Source organism: Dyella marensis (genome assembly GCF_049532885.1).
Taxonomy (GTDB): Bacteria; Pseudomonadota; Gammaproteobacteria; order Xanthomonadales; family Rhodanobacteraceae; genus Dyella_D; species Dyella_D marensis.
Genome location: NZ_CP064029.1, coordinates 3,448,915 through 3,465,405 on the forward strand (window position 1 = coordinate 3,448,915; position 16,491 = coordinate 3,465,405).

Sequence of the window (16,491 nt, forward strand, 5' to 3'; positions counted from 1 at the left end):
TGCGCCTAAACCGCGGGCCGGGAGCCAGGACCTTCGGCACCTCCGCTCAGGCCAGCGGCCAGCTGTGCAGCAGCCGGTAATCGCCCTGCCCGACCACGCTGTGCACCAGCGCCAGCTGCTGCACGCGCCAGGCCAGCGGCCCCACCGGAAGCTCCGGCAGCAGGCCGCCGCGGCTGTAGCCCAGGGTGACGTGCGGGGTGAACGTGCGCGACAGATGCGCGCCCTGGCCGGCGCGGATCAGGCCTTCGCGCAGCTGGCTCCACAGCTGCAGCAGCGGCGCGGGCACCTCGCGCGAACGCAGGATGCAGGGCGGTTCGCGGCCGTGGAAGCTGGCCGCGTAGTCCAGCGTCCATTCGAAGGCACCGGCCTGCAGCGCATCGCCGGCGCGGGTGGCGGCCTGCACGATGTCGTCGCGCAGCATCGGATGGTCGCCCAGGAAATGCACGGTGGCGTGGTAGCGCGCCGGCGACACCCAGCGCAGGCGCAGGCCGGGCTGGCCGGCTTTCAGCATGTCGGCGACGCCGGCGAAAGCGGCGCGCGTGGCCTCGTCCGGCAGCAGGGCGAAGAACAGGCGGTGGGTCTGCGCGGGCTCGGCCTGGCCGCCCAGCAGGTCCAGCTGGGGCGAGTCAAAGACGTTCGGTGTCATGGCGGCATCCGCTGTGCATCGGCGCGCACCTTAGCGCAAGCCATGCGGCGCCGGGAGCGCCACGCGGCGATAACAAGCAGCGCACGCCCTGCTTACTCAAGCAGGCCAACAATACGCCGCAGGAAGCCACGCCTCGCGCGGCGGCCCGGACGACCGCACCGCGCGGGGCTCACCGCGCCGGTTCGCCGGCGGGAGGTCGCCATGAAGACCCGCTGCGTATTCAGCACGCCCGATGTGGACGCGGCGCGCGCCGCGATGCGCGCCGCGCTCGACGCCGGTATCGACGACAGCGACATCTGCTTCGTCGCCCGCGACGATATCGAGCTGGCCAGGATCCCCGATCACCGCATGACCGGCCGCACCGACTTCGTGCCCTCGGCGATCCGCGGCGTGGCCTGCGGCGGCGGTTCCGGCCTGCTGCTGGGCCTGCTGGCGGCCGCCGTGCCGCCGCTGGGCGTGCCCCTGGCGGGCGCCGGCTTCGCGGCGGTGGCCGGTGCCGCGGTGGGCTGCTGGACCGGCGCGCTGATCGGCAGCGAGGTGCCGGACGTGATCCATCGCCGCTTCCGCGACGAGATCGCCTCCGGCCGCATCCTGGTGGTGCTCGATGCGCGCAAGGACAAGCTCGAACTGGCCGAACCGGCGGTGGCGCGGACCGGCGCCACCCTGCTGCCGTTCCACGCCCACACCGTGCTGACTTGATCGTTTAGTCCGCCGACGCTTCCGCCACCGGTGCGGGCCGGTGGCGCAGCGTGCGCTGCGCCAGCACCAGCGCGATCACCGAGCAGGCCGCGATGCCGGCCAGCATCGGCCGCGCCGTGCCATCCAGGAAACGCCCGACGACGCCGATCACCACGGCGCCCGTGCCGAACTGGATGGTGCCGAGCAGGGCCGAGGCGGTGCCGGCGATCTTGCCGTGCTCTTCCAGCGCCAGCACGGCGGAGCTGGGCATCACCAGGCCGAGGAAGCCATAGCCGACGAACAGCAGGGCCATCAGCACGCCCAGGTTGTCGATGCCGGCGAGATTGAGCAGCAGCAGCGCCACCATCACCACGCTGTAGCCCACCACCGCGGTGCGCACCAGCCGCGGCAGGCCGTAGCGCTTGCCCAGGCCGCCGGTGAACTGCGCCGCGCCGATGAACGCCACCGCATTGACCGAGAACGCCAGGCCATACAGGGTGGGCGACAGGCCGTAGTGGTCGATCAGCACGAAGGACGAATTGGCCAGATAAGCGAAGAAGCTCGCCACGCCGAACGAGCAGATGAACACCAGGCCCAGGTAGTGCGGATCGCGCAGCAGGGTGCCGTAGGCCGACAGCGCGCTGCGCACGTTGCTCGCCACGCGCGCTTCGCGCGGCCGGGTTTCCTTCAGCGCGGTCGCCGCCAGCACCAGGCCGAACACGGCGGCGACGGCTACCGTCCAGAAGATGCCGCGCCAGCTGGCCAGGCGGATCACCAGGCTGCCGGTGAGGGGGGCCAGGATCGGCGACACGCTGAATACCAGCATCAGCAGCGACATCAGCTGCGCGGCGTCGTGGCCGGTGTGCATGTCGCGCACGATCGCGCGCGGGATCACCATGCCGGCGCAGGCGCCCAGGCCCTGCACGAAGCGGAACGCGATCAGGGTGTGGATGTCCGGCGCCATCGCGCAGCCGATGCTGCCCAGCGCGAACAGCACCAGGCCGAAGTAGATCGGCGGCTTGCGGCCAACCATGTCCGATACCGGCCCGTAGATCAGCTGGCCGATGCCCACCGCCGCGAAGAACACCATCAGGCTCAGCTGCGCGGTGTCGACGTCGGTATGCAGCGCCTCGCGGATGGTCGGCAGCGCCGGCAGGTACATGTCGATGGCGAACGGCCCGATGGCCGACAGCAGGCCCAGAATGAGCGCCGCCCCGAAAAGCCGGGTATTCATGGGTGGGGTTTCCTTGCGAGAGCGGAAGCGGGTGGCCGGGGCGGGGCAGCCGGAACGGCCAGGACGGGCTGGCGTGGCGGCAGCAATGGGAGCCTCGGCGAGGCGCGAATTATTGAACCAGAAAGTATAGAAATGCAAGCCCGTCGAGCTGCCTTGCGCCGCGGGACGGCCAAGGACTTTACAGCACGCTGTTGGCGAGCAGCGATAAGAAACGTCGCAAAGTGCCAGCACTCTGCCCCCTCTCCCCTTCGGGGAGAGGGGGCAGAGTTCGGTCTGGGGGCTGCACATCCCGATCACCTCAACATACCCCCTCTCCCCTCCGGGGAGAGGGCTGGGGTGAGGGGCCGGTCGGAGCGGTGAGCTGAGGGTCGTACAAAGCGCTCAAAGCTTTTCCTTGCTCCGCAGCAGCGCTACCGCGAGCACCCGCCCCTCATCTGCCTGCCGGCATCTTCTCCCCGGAGGGGAGAAGAGTTCCCCGCTGCGGCGCTTGTCCTGCGAGTGCCGCGCGGATCTCCCGCAGCTTCGCCTTCACCTTCGCCGCGTTCTCCGGCCCCATCCGCAGCAGCAGCTTCTGTCCCGCGGAAAGCCCCTGCAGGGAAGGATCGGCAAAGCGGTAATAGGTATCGCCGCGCACCAATGCGATCGGCACCGCGCTGCCGGGGGTGGCGAGCATGTCGTCGATCGCCGCGACCAGCCGGTCGTTGAAGTAGCCGCGCGGATAGCCCAGCTCGCGGTACGCCTGCTGGAACAGCGGGTAGTAGCGCACGTACCAGGCCACCGCCTTGCGCGCGTCCACCGCCTCGGCCACGCGCACGTAGGGCGCATAGCGTTCCGCATTGCGCGGCGACAGTTCGATGCTGCCTTCCTGTTCGTCCACCGCGAAAGCGCCGCGCGGCGTGCGCAGCGGCAGGATGCGCGTGGCCACGCCCTGGCGCGGCAGCGCATCCACGGTGGCGACGATGCGCGGGATGATCTGCTCGCGCAGCAACAGGCCGGTGAGATCGCCGCCGCCCAGCTGCGCGAGTTCGTCGGCGACGGTGCCGTCGCTGCCGTCGAGCGCGGGCAGCGGCGCGGTGGAGGCAGACGCCGGCCCCGCATCGGCGATGGGATGGCGGATCGCCGACGACGGCGGCGCCGGCATCCCGCTGCTCGCCGCGGCGGCCGGAGCGGACGGCGCTTCCTGCGCGCCTTGCAGCCCCTTGCGCCAGAGATAGACACCGCCCGCAATCGCCGCCGCCACCACGACCACCGCCACCAGCCACGCACCGTACGAGTTCTGCTGCTTCTTCACTGCCGCGCACCTCATCTGCTTCATGACCACCACGATGAGACTGGCCTCGTCCCGGATGGTTCATCCCGCGTGGCCGCGGCGCCCCCATGGCAAGCTCCGCGTGCGCCGCAGTAACCTGCACTCGCCGCGGCATCCCCCATTGGCTGCGGCATCCGCAAGTCCACATCGACGCTTCGCCCAGGAGGAAGAACATGGCTTTCTCTGTCCGTGCCGAAAGCAGTGCCATCTCCAGCATCAATGTCACGCCCCTGGTGGACGTGCTGCTGGTGCTGCTGATCATCTTCATGATCACCGCGCCGGTGATCACCCACCGCACCCGCATCGACCTGCCCACCGCCGGCGGCAAGGCGCTGCCGGCGGCCGAGCCGATCCGCCTGGCGATCCAGGCCGACGGTTCGCTGTACTGGAACGACACGCCGATCGACCAGGCGCAGCTCGACACACAATTGGCCGTCGCCGCGCAGCAGGCCGAGCCGCCGCGCCTGGTCATCAATGCCGCCGACGGCGCCGCCTATCAGGCGGTGGCCCACGTGCTGGCGCAGGCCAAGGCGCAAGGCCTGGCCGGGATCGATTTCGCGCGCTGAAGCTCGCGGCGCAGGGGACGGAAATATTTTTCCGTCCCCTTGTCGATTTCGCTTTTCCTGGTTCGTCGCCTGGATGGAACGCCACCGCGGCGCCCTTTGCCATCCACTCAAGAGGATCCAGCCATGACCGCCCGCTTCCAGCGCATCACCCCGTTCCTGTGGTTCAACGACCAGGCCGAGCAGGCCGCCCAACTGTATGTGTCGCTGTTCGAGAACTCGCGCATCACCCACGTGGCGCGCTACACCAGGGAAGTGGCGCAGGCGGCCGGACGCAAGGAAGGCGACGTGATGACGGTGGCGTTCGAGCTGGACGGCCAGTCGTTCACCGCGATCAACGGCGGCCCGATCTTCAAGCTCTCCGAAGCGTTCTCGCTGGTGGTGCATTGCCGCTCGCAGCAGGAGATCGACCATTTCTGGAACGGCCTCATCGCCGACGGCGGCGCCGAAAGCCAGTGCGGCTGGCTGAAGGACCGCTACGGCCTGTCGTGGCAGATCGTGCCGGAAGAACTGATCACGCTGATGACCGGCCCGGAGCAGGACAAGGCCGCGCGCGCCATGGGCGCGGTGATGCAGATGCAGAAGATCGACCTGGAGCAGATCCGCAAGGCGGCTGCGTAAGAGCCGGGGGCGCGCCGGCTGCCGCCGGTGCGCCTCGCTTTACTGGGTGTGCACCCAGTGCACGTAGATGTTGTTTTCCTCGTCGTCCGTGCGGGTGCCCTTGCGCCCGTCGGCCACCACGCCCCACACGCTGCGCAGGCCGGTGGCAGTATGGCGGTCGATGCGCAGCTTCTCGTCCTTGGCGATGGGGAACTGCGTTTCCAGCACCAGGGCCTGGCCGCGCTCCCATACCAGCAGGGCCGGCCGGCCGCCGCTGGCGCCCCAGCCGATATGCACTTCCACCCGCTGCGCCTCGAAGCCGCTGCGGTTGTCCAGGGTCCAGCCTTCCGAGCGGTCGAGCAGCGCCTTCAGGTCGGGATCGGACCAGTCGACCTGGTTGGCGTTCCACTTGGACGGGGGCTTCTGGAAGGACATGGGCGCGTCACCTCGCGATCGGGACCGGCATGCGCCCGATTGTGCCGCCTTCGCGCCGGGTTTGGGTGAACAGCGCGGCCGCCCGGTAGCGAAATCAGGCCCTAGCGCACATGCACCCAATGCACCCAGGCGCCGGCCTCGCGGTCCTCGGCGCGGAACCCTTCGCGGCCGTCCACCACCACACCCCAGGCGCTGCGCACTTCCTCGCCGGCATGGCGGTCGATACGCACGTGCTCGCCCACCGGAATGGCGAAGCCGGTGACCAGCACCACGGCCTGATCGCGCTCCCATACGAGGCTGGCGTGGCGCCCCGATGAGGCGCCCCAGCCCACGTGCAGTTGCACGTCGAGCGGCTCGGCGGTGTCGCGGTTGTCCAGGGTCCAGCCTTCGGTCTTCTTCAGCAGGGCCGACAGGCGCTCGTCGTCCCAGTCGACGCGGTTGCCGCTCAGGCGGGCGGGCGTTTTTTGCATGGGGCGGCAGGCTTCCGGACGGTTGGCGATTACCGCGCTATCGGCCGCGCCCGGGTTTTCTTTAGCGCCGGTTCCGTGACGCGCGGCGCGCCGCCATGCCGGCTCAGGCCTTGCGCAGGAAGCAGACCTTCAGCACCAGGCCCTTGATCTTGTCCGAATGGCCTTCGATATGTTCCGCATCGCCGTCGACCAGGCGGATGTTGCGGATCACCGTGCCTTGCTTCAGCGGAATCGAAGAACCCTTCACCTTGAGGTCCTTGATCACCACCACCGTGTCGCCGGCGGCGAGCACATTGCCGTTGACGTCGCGCACCACCAGCGCGTCTTCCTGCGCGGCGGCGGCAGCGATGGGCCATTCGTGGGCGCAGTCGGCGCAGACGTAGTTGTCGCCGTCCGGGTAGGTGTTCTCCATGCCGCAGCGCGGACAGGCGGGGATGTCGGACATGGCGGGGTTCCTGCGAAGTAGGCGGTCGGCGATTATATCGCCCGCCTCCCTCCTGCCGCCCGCGCCGTGCCCAGCGACGAACGCCCCTGGTTTCTCTACCTGATCGAATGCCGCGATGGGTCGTACTACGCGGGGATCACCAATGACCTCGATGCGAGGTACCGGGCGCATGTCGATGGCAAGGGCGCGCGGTATACGCGGTCGCACCCGCCGCTGCGGTTGCTGGGGTCGAAGAGCTATCCGGACCGGGCAGCGGCGTCGCGCGCGGAATGGGAAATCAAGCAGCTGCCGAAAGCGAAGAAGCCCGGTTTTCTCACCCCATGACAACCGGCGTAGGTTGGGGTGAGCCGCAGGCGAACCCCAACGATGCGACGCGCCCGATGCGCCCTAGCTGTTGGGGTTCGCCTGCGGCTCACCCCAACCTACGCCATCGCGGCTTTGGCTGACCCAAAACCAATAAAAGCAAGCGCAACTCAGCGCATGATGCCCGTATGCCCCAGCGAATAGCGGCCCGGCTGCGGCCACACCGCCAGGCCGTGCGGCTCGGCGCCGACCTTGATCTTGCGCACCGCGCCGGTGCTGGTGTCGAAGGCATAGACCAGGTCGTCGTAGCGGCCCGACAGCCACAGCGTCTTGCCGTCGGCGCTCACGTTGCCCATGTCGGGGCTGCCGCCGCCGGGGATCGGCCAGTTGGCCACCACCTGGCGCGTGGCGAAATCGATCACCGACACACTGCCCTTGTTGACGCCCTTCTTGTTGCCGCGGCGCTCGCCGTGCACGTGGTTGGAACCGCGGTTGGCGACGTACAGCTTGCTGCCGTCGCGGCTGGGATACAGGCCGTGCGTGCCGATGCCGGTCTTGACGAAGCCGATCTTGGTGAAGCTGTCGCCGTCCACCAGGTACACGCCGTCGGCCATCATGTCGGCCACGTAGAACACCTTGCCGTCGGGCGAGACGCGGATGTCCTGCGGCATGCCCTTGGCATTCAGGTCGAGATAGCCCAGCACCTTGCGGTTGACCATGTCGATCTTGACCAGCTTGCCGCCGAATTCGCAGGTAAAGATGGCGTAGCGGCCGTCGATGGAGAAATCGGCGTGGTTGATGCCCTTGCACTCCGGCGCCTCGAGCTTGCTGCGCAGCTGCATGGTGTGCGCATCGCGGAAGTCCAGGCGCGCGTGCGCTTCGGCCACCACGATGGCCTCCTTGCCGTCGGGGGTGAAGTACATGTTGTACGGATCGTCCACTTCGATCGCCTTGCCGGCCTTGCCGGTCTTCGGATCGATCGGGGTGAGGCTGCCGTCGCTGCGGCCCTCGGCGTTATTGGTGACCCACAGCGTCTGCAGGTCCCATGCCGGCACCACATGCTGCGGGCTGCGGCCCACCGGCAGGGTGTCGATCACCTTGTAAGTGGCCGGGTCGATCACCGACACCGTATCGGAGCGCAGGTTGGGCACGTAGATGCGCTGCAGCGCGCCCTTCACCGCCGGGCTGAAATTGCCGGCGCGCGCTTCGGTGTACATGTTGGCCGGATTGATCACCGCGGGCATGCCCGCCACGGTCTGCACCGGCGCCGCCGGCGCGGCGAAGGAAAGGCCAAGACCGGCCAGCGCGCCTGCAACGATGGCAAGCCGCGGCGCGCAAAGGGAACGAGACTTCATGGGGAGTTCCGTATTGTTCTTCGAGGGAGAGGGAAAGCCCGGCCGTGCGATCAGCGGCCGGCCGTGGCCTGGCGGATCGCTTCCACGGTCCGCGCAACGATAGCATCGACGCCAGCCTGACCGAGCGCCGCGCTGGAACGGCGCGGGTCGCCGCCGAACACGCCGTCGGCCGCGCCGAGTCTGGGACCGCGCTTCAACGCATCCATGCGCACCATCTCGGGCGCCACGGCCAGTTGCAGCGAGGTGTCGGCGAGGCCGGCGTGGGTGCCGATCTCGTCGTCGCGATAGCCCTGCTGGCGCAGCATTGCGGCGAAGCCGTCGGAGCTGGCCTGGTAATAAGCGGCGGGCACGAAGGCATGCACCGGCTTCCCGGCCCATCCCTTACCGGACCAGGCTTTGTCGAGCTGCGCAACCACCCGTTTCAGATCGTTCTGATAACCGCCATGATCGCCGAGAAACACCACGTTGCGGAAACCGTGCGCCGCGAAACTCTGCGCCGCGGAAACCAGGCTGGCTTCGAACGCCGCATCCGGCACGGTGATGGTGCCCGGGAATTTCATATGCCCTTGCGGCGGCGAGATCGCACCTTCCGGCACATAGGCCACCACCGGCGCCACCAGCGCGTCGCCGAGTCGCTCGGCAATGCGGCGCGCGAGAAAAAGCGCACGTGCGTTGTGCTTGCCCAGTGCGACGCCCGGCCCGCTCTGCTCGGTGCCGCCGATGGGAATGATGATGGTGGTCTTGCCGGCCTGCTGCGCGGCGCGCAGTTCGGTCCAGGTGAGGTCTTCGAGCATCACGCTGCGCGGCGTCTGGGCGGATGCGCACTGCGCGACGGCGAACAACAGCAGGATGGCGGCGAAAGCGCGCCGGAGCGGATGAGTCATGCGGGGATTCGTGCAGCGGTTACGACGGCGCGACACGTTAGCACCATGGCCGCGGCGGAACATGACTGGGAGCGGGCAAAAAGCGGCCTCGACGACAGGCAACCGATAGGTTGCATTTCGCGACCGGGATCCCTAACATGCAACCATCAAGTTGCATTTAATCTTCCCCACCCGCACCGGAGGACCGCATGAACATTCCCTCGACCGACCGCATCGAACGCCAGGTCCAGCTCAAGGCCCCGCGCTCGCGCGTATGGCAGGCGCTCGCCGACGCCGAATCCTTCGGCGCCTGGTTCGGCGTGAAACTCCAGGGCCAGCGCTTCGTCGCCGGCGAGTACACGCGCGGCAACCTCACCTATCCCGGCTACGAAGACCTCGTGCTGGAAGCGCTGGTCGAGCGCATCGAGCCGGAGCGCTATTTCTCCTTCCGCTGGCATCCCTATGCCGTCGACCGCGAGCACGACTACGCGGACGAACCCACCACGCTGGTCGAGTTCATGCTGGAAGACCACGCTGGCGGCACCTTGCTGCGCGTGGTCGAATCGGGCTTCGACCAGATCCCGGTCGCGCGCCGCCACGAGGCCTACCGCATGAACAGCGGGGGCTGGGAAGAACAGATGCACAACATCCGCCGCTATGTCGACACGCAGTAAACCGATCGCCGCACCCGCGCTGCAGCGTGCCGCGCCCATTTTCGCCGCGCTCGGCGACGCCACCCGCCTGCGCCTGGTCGCCCTGCTCTGCGCCGGCGGCGCCATGTCGATCGCCCAGCTCACCGTAGGCACCGAGATCAGCCGGCAAGCCGTCACCAAGCACCTGCAGGTGCTGGCGGATGCGGGGCTGGTGCGCGATGCGAAGCTGGGGCGCGAGCGGCGCTGGGAACTGGAGCCGTCGCGCCTGGACGAAGCGCGGCGTTCGCTGGATGCGATCGCGGCGCAGTGGGATGCGGCGCTGCTGCGGCTGAAGGATTTCGTCGAGAACTAAAACCCGGCGCAGGTTGGGGTTCGCCACAGGCTCACCCCAACCTGCGCCGGGACGATATCAAGGCTTCATCAGTGGACTTCGTCCAGACCCGGATCGCGGGTCACCTTGAAGATCTTGGTCGGCTGCGGCACCGCATTGAGCTGCAGGCGCGGCCCCGGACGGTTGGTGCAGGCATTGCCGCCGCTGACGAACACGCCGCCCTGGTTGCACTTCCAGTCATAGAAGTTCTGCAGGCCACCGGCCAGCTGCAGGCTGTAGTCGGTGCTCAGCGCCTTGCCCGGATCGAACGGCCAGCCGGCCGGCTCGTTCTGGAACCAGCGCATCCATTCCTTCGAACCCACCGGCGGCGGATTGGACTGGAAGGTCGGATTCATCGGCGACACCGCCGGCGCCTCGGCCGTCATGTGGCAGCTCATGCAGGCACTGACCGGATTGTCCACCGGACCGTTGAGGCGGCCATTCCAGCCCAGGTGGGTCGGCGGCAGCTCCTTGGTGTTGGCGTTGATCGCGGTCTCGCGCAGGTTGGGGTTGATCCTGGTCTGCGTCGGCTGCGGGTTGCTGTAGGTGTTGCCGTTGTCCTGCGGATCGTTGCCCCACATGATGCCCACCGGCACCAGGTTGTCCCAGCCGGGCTTGCCGGTGACGGCGCCGTTGTACTGGAAGGTGCCGAACAGCCAGCCCGTACCCGGCACGCGCGTATCGCGCACGGCGAAGTCCATCTGGATCAGCGCGACCTTGCGCATCACGCGGTTGGAGGACTTGAACGCGTCGGTGATGTACGCATCCCACTGCACCGGATTCTGCAGGAACGGCACTTCCGACAGCACCACGTCGGCGAACAGCGCTTTGCACACCACGGTGCCGTTGGGGAAGCTGTTGGGCTTGGACGTGTAGCGCGGATCGGGATTCTGCGGATCCTTCCAGACCTGGCCGAAGGTGTAGGCGCCGAGGTCATTGTAGATGCCCACCGCGTAGGTCTGGCCCGAGGTCTTCTGGCTCGCAGCCAGCTGCTGCGGCTGGATCTGCGCTTCCTTGGTCAGGCCATGGACGCCTTCGCGGCCATCCGGGCCATAGTGCTGCCACGGCGCGTGGTACCACTTGCGCACCGGGTTCTTCTGCACCACCCAGTCGGTTTCCACGTTGCCTTCCAGGCAGTATTTCTTCACCGCGTCCACGTACGGCCGCCAGGTCTCGAAGTTGCTGCTGAACTGCTTCGGCAGCAGGTTGAAGAACGCCGGCGGCGTCGAATTCGGCATCTGCTTCGGATAATCCTGGCTCAGCTGGAACAACGGACCGCTGTACAGCTTGGACGGCGGCTGGTAGCCGAAATCCGGAAACGTCCCCGCATTCGCCGCTCCAGCGACGAAGCTGAGCGCGGCCAGCGCCGCCAATACCCCTGATCGATTCATGCGCATTGCATCTGCTCCCTGTTGGATAGATGAACCCCCTGGGCGCGGACCTTGCGTCCGCGCCTGCGTCTGTCCGGAATGCGGCTGGCCCCGGACCGGCCTCATGCCGATCGCTTGCCGGCGACCTGCGTCGCCAGGAACCTGGGCTGGGAGATGTCTTGGTGTTGCCCCCTGATGCGCCCCCCTGGCGCGGCGGCGGTAAGGTCGCGCCAGGGCCGTGCAGACGATGTGACGGTACGCAGTCTCTCCAGAGAGCGGGCATTGCGTTGAAAGCCTGCCCGGACGTCCCAGCATCTGCGAGCGGACGGCGCTAGCCTTGGGACGCTCGTGCAGTGCGTAACCACCACATCCATGAAAGGGGAAAGGCCATGACCCAGTCCGATCTACATCACGCCAATCCACACCGCAGCGCGCGCCGGCTGTTCCGGCGCGCGCTGCTCGTCCTGTTCGCGCTGGCCCTGGCGCCGCTGGCGGCCCAAGCCGCGCCGCAATCGCCTGGCTCGCAGTCGTCGGGGTTGGGCCAGGCCTGGCCCAATGCACCCGACGTCAGCGCCAGTCCGCACTGGCACGTGTACGTGTTCGAGCGCGACGGCGTGCGCTTCGTCCAGATCAACAACCTCAACGGCCGCGTGATGGGCGCCTTCGCCACCGCCGGCGGCCAGTTCCTGGTGCTGCCGATGGGCAGCGGCGCCGGCCTGAGCGTGGCCCCGGCCGGCAGCGCCGTGCCGGCCGGCGGCGAGCTGGTCTACAACGACGGCACCGTGCAGCTCACTGCCGCTCCGGCGGCGGACGGCTCGCACAACCTGCGCGCCTTCGACCTGCCCTGCACCGACCCGGTGGAGTGCAGCACGCATATCGCACCGCAATAAGCGAACCGCGGAGGCGGCCGTTTTCACGGCCGCCTCACGCCCGGGTCGGCATATCTCCCGCGCCCGGCCGGGAAGCCGGACCAACCTCGTAGCTCGCGCCTCTCCACCCCTGTAGGCGCCGTTTCCCGCGTCCGCCGACACACCCGGCGGACGCGGCTTTTTTTTGGGGGCCGCGCTTTTTCGGGAACTAGGCTTTTTCCGCCGCCGCGCGGCTGGCCTCGGTGGCCAGCGACACGCTGAAGCGCAGGCGCCCGCCTTCGACGAACATGCGCAGCTGGCGATAGCGCACCAGGTAGCGCAGGCCGACCGCGACCGCCGCCAGCCCCGACAACGCGCCCAGCCCCAGCGACCAGCGCGGCCCCAGCGTGTCGGCCACCCAGCCCACCAGCGGGGCGCCGATCGGCGTGCCGCCCAGGGCGATGGCGAATTGAATGGCGATCACCCGCCCGCGCATGGCCGGCGCGGTCGACAGCTGCACCAGGCTGTTGGTCGAGGTGGTGTAGGTCTGCGCGGCCATGCCCACCAGCATCAGCATCACGCCGAACCACAGATAGGTCGGCATCACCGAAGCCAGCACGCAGCCCACGCCGAAGCACAGCGCCGCGCCGATCAGATAACCCAGCCGCGGCCGCGCCTGCTGCGCCGCGAACAAGGCGCCGGCGACGGAGCCCGCGGCCATCAGCGAGGTGAGCAAGCCGTACTGGTCCGCCTCGCCGTGGAACACCTTCACCACCATCGCCGCGATAAAGATCGGGAAGTTCAGGCCGAAGGTGCCAATGAGGAACAGCATCAGCAGCACCGCGCGCAGATCGTGCCGCCCCCACACATAGCGGAAGCCTTCCAGCAGGCCGCCGCGGCTGCGCTGCGCATGCAGCCGCGGATGCAGTTCCGCCGTGCGCAGCAGGCCCAGCGAAGCCAGCACCGCCACGTACGACAAGGCATTGAGCAGGAACACCCAGCCCGCGCTCATCGAGGCCAGCAGCGCGCCGGCCACCGCGGGGCCGATCATGCGCGCCGCATTGAACGAGGTGGAATTGAGCGCCACCGCATTGGAGAGGTCGTCCTCGCCGGCCAGTTCCGACACGAAGGTCTGCCGCGCCGGCGCATCGAACGCCGCCACCGCTCCGAGCAGGCCGGCGAACACGTACACGTGCCACAGCCGCACCCATCCGGCCAGCGTGAGCAGGCCCAGGCCCAGCGCCAGCGCGCCCATCAGCGCCTGCGTGACCAGCAGCAGCTTGCGGCGGTCCAGATGGTCGGCCGCATAGCCGGTCAAGGGCAGCAGCAGCAACTGCGGGCCGAACTGCAAGGCCATCACGATGCCTACCGCGGTGGCGTTCTTGTGGGTCAGCTCGGTCAGCACCAGCCAGTCCTGCGCGGTGCGCTGCATCCAGGTGCCGACGTTGGAAACCAGGCCGCCGGCCGACCACACGCGGTAGTTGTAGCTGCGCAGCGAGCGGAACGCGCCTAGCACCGGCGTGCTCCCGTTCGTGCGGATGCGAGTGCGGATGCGGCTGCGCTCATGCGCGCGCGTCGAGGCGCTCGACGATCTCGCGCGTGCTGCCGGTTTCGCCCAGGCGCGGGAAGATGCGCGCGACACTGTTGTCGTGCGCTTCGGCGCGGGTGTCGGTCATGGCGTCGATCGCCAGCGTCACGTTGAAGCCGCTTTCGAAGGCCTGGCGCGCGGTGGATTCCACGCCGATGCTGGTGGACACGCCGCCGATCACCACCTGGGTGACGCCGTGCCCGCGCAAGTAGCTGCCCAGGTCGGTGCCGGCGAACGCCCCCCAGGTCTGCTTGCTCACGCGGTGATCGCTGGCCTGCACACCCAGCTCCGGCACCAGCTCGGCCCAGTCCGCCGGACGCTCGCCGCCCGCGCGCTGCTCGACGCGGCCCGGCGCGCCGCCGGTGACATTCACCAGCACCACCGGCAAGCGGTGCCGGCGGAATGCATCGGCCAGCTCGCGCGCGTGCCTGAGCACGGCGTCGACGGGATGCGCGGTGGGATAGGCGACGATGCCCTTCTGCAGGTCGATCAGGATCAGTGCGGTGTTCGCGTCGATCGCGGTGATGCTCATGGGGAAACTCCGTGACGTGCGGGGAACACGCGCCGCGCGGGCGCGCGGGGGAGGAAACGGTCAGGCTACGCGCGGCTCCGTCGACGCATCGAGCAGGCGGCGCAGCAGCGGCATCACGGCGGCAAGCTGCGTCTGCTCGCCCTGGTCGAGCTGCTCGCGCAGCAGGCGGTCGAGCCAGTCCTCGCGCGCCGCGCGGCTGGCGCGTACCAGCTCGTGGCAGGCGGGCGTGAGGGTCCACAGCGTCTGCCTGCCGTCGGCTGGATCCGGCGCGCCGGCCACCAGGTCCAGCGCTTCCAGCGAGGCGACGGTGGCGCCCATCGACTGCGGCCGCACGCCCTCGGCATGCGCCAGCGCGGTGACCGTGGCCGCGCCATGGCGTTCGAGCTGGATCAGCACCGAAGTCTGCGCGGAGGTCAGCTGATCCGTGCGGCCCTGCTTGCGCAGGCGCCGGGCGAGCTGGCCGAACACCATGCGCATTTCCACGGCGAGAGCGTGGGTGGCGTCGGGCCTGGGGGCTGGGGTGGGCATGGGGCGAGATCGTAATGGCTGCGAAGGAAAACTGCAAAGTCTTCCTTCTTATATGCCTGCGAAGCCGTCATTCCGGCGCAGGCCGGAATCCAGTAGCGGTAGCGCCCGGTTGTCGCGCGAAACCAAGAGCATCGCGTGGGGCGCCCTCACTTGACCTGACGTGATCGCTACTGGATTCCGGCCTGCGCCGGAATGACGAGTGGAAGGATGTCGATTCGCCAACGGCCCGTTCGTCGCCTTCATGTCCCCTCGAACCGACCGGAGTTCCCATGGCCCTGCAGCTCTACGCCCACCCGTTTTCCTCCTACAGCCAGAAGGTATTGGTCGCGCTGTACGAGAACGGCACGCCGTTCGAATGGCGCGAGCTGTCGCCCGAGCATCCGGAAGCGATTGGGCAGTGGCTGGAGATGTGGCCGGTCAAGCGCTTCCCCGTGCTCGTCGACGGCGGCCGCATGGTGGCGGAGGCCAGCACCATCATCGAATACCTGGTCCTGCACCATCCCGGCCCGGTGCGCCTGCTGCCGGAGGACCCGCGCGAAGCGCTGGAAGTGCGCGCGATGGACCGCTTCTTCGACAACTACATTTCCACGCCGCAGCAGAAAGTGGTGTTCGACGCGATCCGCCCGCAAGGCACGCAGGACGCGCATGGCGTGGCGCAGGCACGCGAGATGCTCGACGCCGCTTATGGCTGGCTCGACCGCACCATGGCGGGCCGCACCTGGGCCGCGGGCGAGCGCTTCACGCTGGCCGACTGCGGCGCGGGGCCGTTCCTGTTCTATGCCGACTGGACCCATCCGATCGACCCGGCCTTCGCCAACGTCATCGCCTACCGCAAGCGGCTGCTCGCGCGCCCCTCGTTCGCGCGCGCGGTGGACGAAGCGCGCCCCTATCGCCCGCTGTTCCCGCTTGGCGCGCCGGACCGCGACTGACATCCCCACCCGCAGGAGGACGACAAGATGAGTGCAACTCCCCTGGTTCCCGCCACCGAACTGGCCGCGCGTTCCGGCGTCGCCATTCCCGGCGAAAGCGCGGAATACCGCAAGGCGCGCACGGCGCTATTGGCCGAAGAGATCGAGCTGCGCCGGCATATCGAACGCGTGGCCGCGCAGCGCCGCGCGCTGCCGCCCGGCCCCACCATCGACGGCAACTACCGCTTCGAAGGCGAGCGCGGCCCCGCCGACTTCGCCGACCTGTTCGGCGACAAGCAGACCCTGCTGGTCTACAGCTACATGTTCGGCGCAAAACGCGAACGGCCCTGCCCCATGTGCACCTCGCTGCTCGGCGCGTGGGATGGCGAGGCGCGCGATATCCAGCAGCGCGTGGCGCTGGCCGTGATCGCCGGCGCGCCGATCGGGCGCCTGCTCGCCTTCAAGCAGGAGCGCGGCTGGCGCGACCTGCCGCTGTATACCGACCTCAATGGCGACTACACCCGCGACTTCCGCGGCATCGCGCCGGATGGCAGCGACATGCCTTCGCTCAACGTATTCACGCGGCGCGACGGCACGATCCGGCATTTCTGGAGCGAGGAAATGAGCATGGCCACCGCCGACCCGGGCCAGGACCCGCGCGGCGCGCCGGATCCGATGCCGATCTGGACTTTGCTGGATATGACGCCGGAGGGGCGCGGGAAAGATTGGTATCCACGGTTGCAGTACGACTGATGTACTGAAAAGAAAACGCCCGGCGAATGCCGGGCGTTTC

21 protein-coding genes are annotated in these 16,491 nt (G+C 68.6%); 9 read left to right on the forward strand and 12 right to left on the reverse strand.

Features of this window, described 5'->3' with window-relative positions:
* Window positions 1–46 precede the first annotated feature (46 nt).
* Window positions 47–646: a 2'-5' RNA ligase family protein gene (locus ISN75_RS14845; RefSeq protein WP_167254212.1), complete on the reverse strand. Its 600-nt coding sequence runs from the start codon at window positions 644–646 to the stop codon at window positions 47–49.
* A 201-nt stretch (window positions 647–847) separates the two neighbouring features.
* Here ISN75_RS14845 and ISN75_RS14850 point away from each other — a divergent pair, with 201 nt between their 5' ends.
* Window positions 848–1,345, forward strand: coding sequence for a hypothetical protein (locus ISN75_RS14850; protein ID WP_167254210.1), 498 nt, complete (start codon window positions 848–850; stop codon window positions 1,343–1,345).
* Window positions 1,346–1,349: 4 nt separating this feature from the next.
* Here the strand turns inward: ISN75_RS14850 and ISN75_RS14855 are convergent, their stop codons facing one another.
* Entirely contained in the window at window positions 1,350–2,558 is a 1,209-nt protein-coding gene (locus tag ISN75_RS14855; protein WP_167254208.1) for a multidrug effflux MFS transporter, read from the reverse strand.
* A 430-nt stretch (window positions 2,559–2,988) separates the two neighbouring features.
* Window positions 2,989–3,873: a DUF3014 domain-containing protein gene (locus ISN75_RS14860; RefSeq protein ID WP_246866603.1), complete on the reverse strand. Its 885-nt coding sequence runs from the start codon at window positions 3,871–3,873 to the stop codon at window positions 2,989–2,991.
* Between the two features lie 167 nt (window positions 3,874–4,040).
* On the opposite strand from ISN75_RS14860, the gene ISN75_RS14865 reads away from it, so the two are divergent.
* Both ISN75_RS14865 and ISN75_RS14870 read left to right on the forward strand, forming a co-directional pair.
* A complete protein-coding gene (locus tag ISN75_RS14865; RefSeq protein ID WP_343818667.1) occupies window positions 4,041–4,433 on the forward strand; it encodes a biopolymer transporter ExbD in 393 nt (130 codons plus the stop codon).
* A 123-nt stretch (window positions 4,434–4,556) separates the two neighbouring features.
* Window positions 4,557–5,051 carry a VOC family protein gene (locus ISN75_RS14870; protein WP_167254204.1) on the forward strand — a complete coding sequence of 165 codons (495 nt, stop codon included), beginning with the start codon at window positions 4,557–4,559 and terminating at the stop codon, window positions 5,049–5,051.
* Window positions 5,052–5,090: 39 nt separating this feature from the next.
* Here ISN75_RS14870 and ISN75_RS14875 read toward each other — a convergent pair whose 3' ends face one another.
* From ISN75_RS14875 to ISN75_RS14885, 3 genes are all read right to left on the reverse strand, one after another.
* Window positions 5,091–5,465, reverse strand: coding sequence for a hypothetical protein (locus ISN75_RS14875; protein WP_167254202.1), 375 nt, complete (start codon window positions 5,463–5,465; stop codon window positions 5,091–5,093).
* A gap of 101 nt (window positions 5,466–5,566) precedes the next feature.
* The gene (locus ISN75_RS14880) at window positions 5,567–5,935 is read right to left on the reverse strand and encodes a hypothetical protein (RefSeq protein WP_167254200.1); all 369 of its coding nucleotides are present in this window, start codon (window positions 5,933–5,935) and stop codon (window positions 5,567–5,569) included.
* Window positions 5,936–6,038: 103 nt separating this feature from the next.
* On the reverse strand, window positions 6,039–6,380 hold the full coding sequence (locus ISN75_RS14885; RefSeq protein WP_343818663.1) for a zinc ribbon domain-containing protein YjdM: 342 nt from the start codon (window positions 6,378–6,380) through the stop codon (window positions 6,039–6,041).
* Window positions 6,381–6,446: 66 nt separating this feature from the next.
* Between ISN75_RS14885 and ISN75_RS14890 the strand changes: the two genes are divergently transcribed.
* A complete protein-coding gene (locus tag ISN75_RS14890) occupies window positions 6,447–6,704 on the forward strand; it encodes a GIY-YIG nuclease family protein (RefSeq protein ID WP_167254196.1) in 258 nt (85 codons plus the stop codon).
* 149 nt (window positions 6,705–6,853) lie between these two features.
* On the opposite strand, the gene ISN75_RS14895 is transcribed toward ISN75_RS14890, so the two are convergent.
* Both ISN75_RS14895 and ISN75_RS14900 read right to left on the reverse strand, forming a co-directional pair.
* Complete coding sequence (locus ISN75_RS14895; protein WP_343818661.1) at window positions 6,854–8,038, reverse strand: YncE family protein; 1,185 nt, start codon at window positions 8,036–8,038, stop codon at window positions 6,854–6,856.
* Between the two features lie 50 nt (window positions 8,039–8,088).
* On the reverse strand, window positions 8,089–8,922 hold the full coding sequence (locus ISN75_RS14900) for a creatininase family protein (RefSeq protein ID WP_343818659.1): 834 nt from the start codon (window positions 8,920–8,922) through the stop codon (window positions 8,089–8,091).
* 188 nt (window positions 8,923–9,110) lie between these two features.
* Here ISN75_RS14900 and ISN75_RS14905 point away from each other — a divergent pair, with 188 nt between their 5' ends.
* Both ISN75_RS14905 and ISN75_RS14910 read left to right on the forward strand, forming a co-directional pair.
* A complete protein-coding gene (locus tag ISN75_RS14905) occupies window positions 9,111–9,575 on the forward strand; it encodes an SRPBCC family protein (RefSeq protein WP_343818657.1) in 465 nt (154 codons plus the stop codon).
* Complete coding sequence (locus tag ISN75_RS14910; RefSeq protein WP_167254188.1) at window positions 9,559–9,906, forward strand: ArsR/SmtB family transcription factor; 348 nt, start codon at window positions 9,559–9,561, stop codon at window positions 9,904–9,906. Before ISN75_RS14905 ends, ISN75_RS14910 begins: the two co-directional genes overlap by 17 nt.
* Before the next feature lie 68 nt (window positions 9,907–9,974).
* On the opposite strand, the gene ISN75_RS14915 is transcribed toward ISN75_RS14910, so the two are convergent.
* Window positions 9,975–11,315: a hypothetical protein gene (locus ISN75_RS14915; RefSeq protein WP_343818653.1), complete on the reverse strand. Its 1,341-nt coding sequence runs from the start codon at window positions 11,313–11,315 to the stop codon at window positions 9,975–9,977.
* Between the two features lie 368 nt (window positions 11,316–11,683).
* Between ISN75_RS14915 and ISN75_RS14920 the strand changes: the two genes are divergently transcribed.
* Window positions 11,684–12,184, forward strand: coding sequence for a hypothetical protein (locus ISN75_RS14920; protein ID WP_343818651.1), 501 nt, complete (start codon window positions 11,684–11,686; stop codon window positions 12,182–12,184).
* Between the two features lie 187 nt (window positions 12,185–12,371).
* Here ISN75_RS14920 and ISN75_RS14925 read toward each other — a convergent pair whose 3' ends face one another.
* Genes ISN75_RS14925 through ISN75_RS14935 form a run of 3 tightly spaced genes read right to left on the reverse strand, consistent with a single transcriptional unit; the run spans window position 12,372 to window position 14,790 of the window.
* Entirely contained in the window at window positions 12,372–13,658 is a 1,287-nt protein-coding gene (locus ISN75_RS14925) for an MFS transporter (RefSeq protein ID WP_167254184.1), read from the reverse strand.
* 46 nt (window positions 13,659–13,704) lie between these two features.
* Window positions 13,705–14,262, reverse strand: a complete 558-nt coding sequence (locus tag ISN75_RS14930; RefSeq protein ID WP_167254182.1) for an isochorismatase family protein — start codon at window positions 14,260–14,262, stop codon at window positions 13,705–13,707.
* A gap of 60 nt (window positions 14,263–14,322) precedes the next feature.
* On the reverse strand, window positions 14,323–14,790 hold the full coding sequence (locus ISN75_RS14935; RefSeq protein WP_343818648.1) for a MarR family winged helix-turn-helix transcriptional regulator: 468 nt from the start codon (window positions 14,788–14,790) through the stop codon (window positions 14,323–14,325).
* 269 nt (window positions 14,791–15,059) lie between these two features.
* Here ISN75_RS14935 and ISN75_RS14940 point away from each other — a divergent pair, with 269 nt between their 5' ends.
* Together ISN75_RS14940 and ISN75_RS14945 are read left to right on the forward strand one after the other, a co-directional pair.
* The gene (locus tag ISN75_RS14940) at window positions 15,060–15,719 is read left to right on the forward strand and encodes a glutathione S-transferase family protein (RefSeq protein WP_343818647.1); all 660 of its coding nucleotides are present in this window, start codon (window positions 15,060–15,062) and stop codon (window positions 15,717–15,719) included.
* Window positions 15,720–15,746: 27 nt separating this feature from the next.
* Window positions 15,747–16,451 carry a DUF899 family protein gene (locus tag ISN75_RS14945; protein WP_167254176.1) on the forward strand — a complete coding sequence of 235 codons (705 nt, stop codon included), beginning with the start codon at window positions 15,747–15,749 and terminating at the stop codon, window positions 16,449–16,451.
* Window positions 16,452–16,491: the final 40 nt, after the last annotated feature.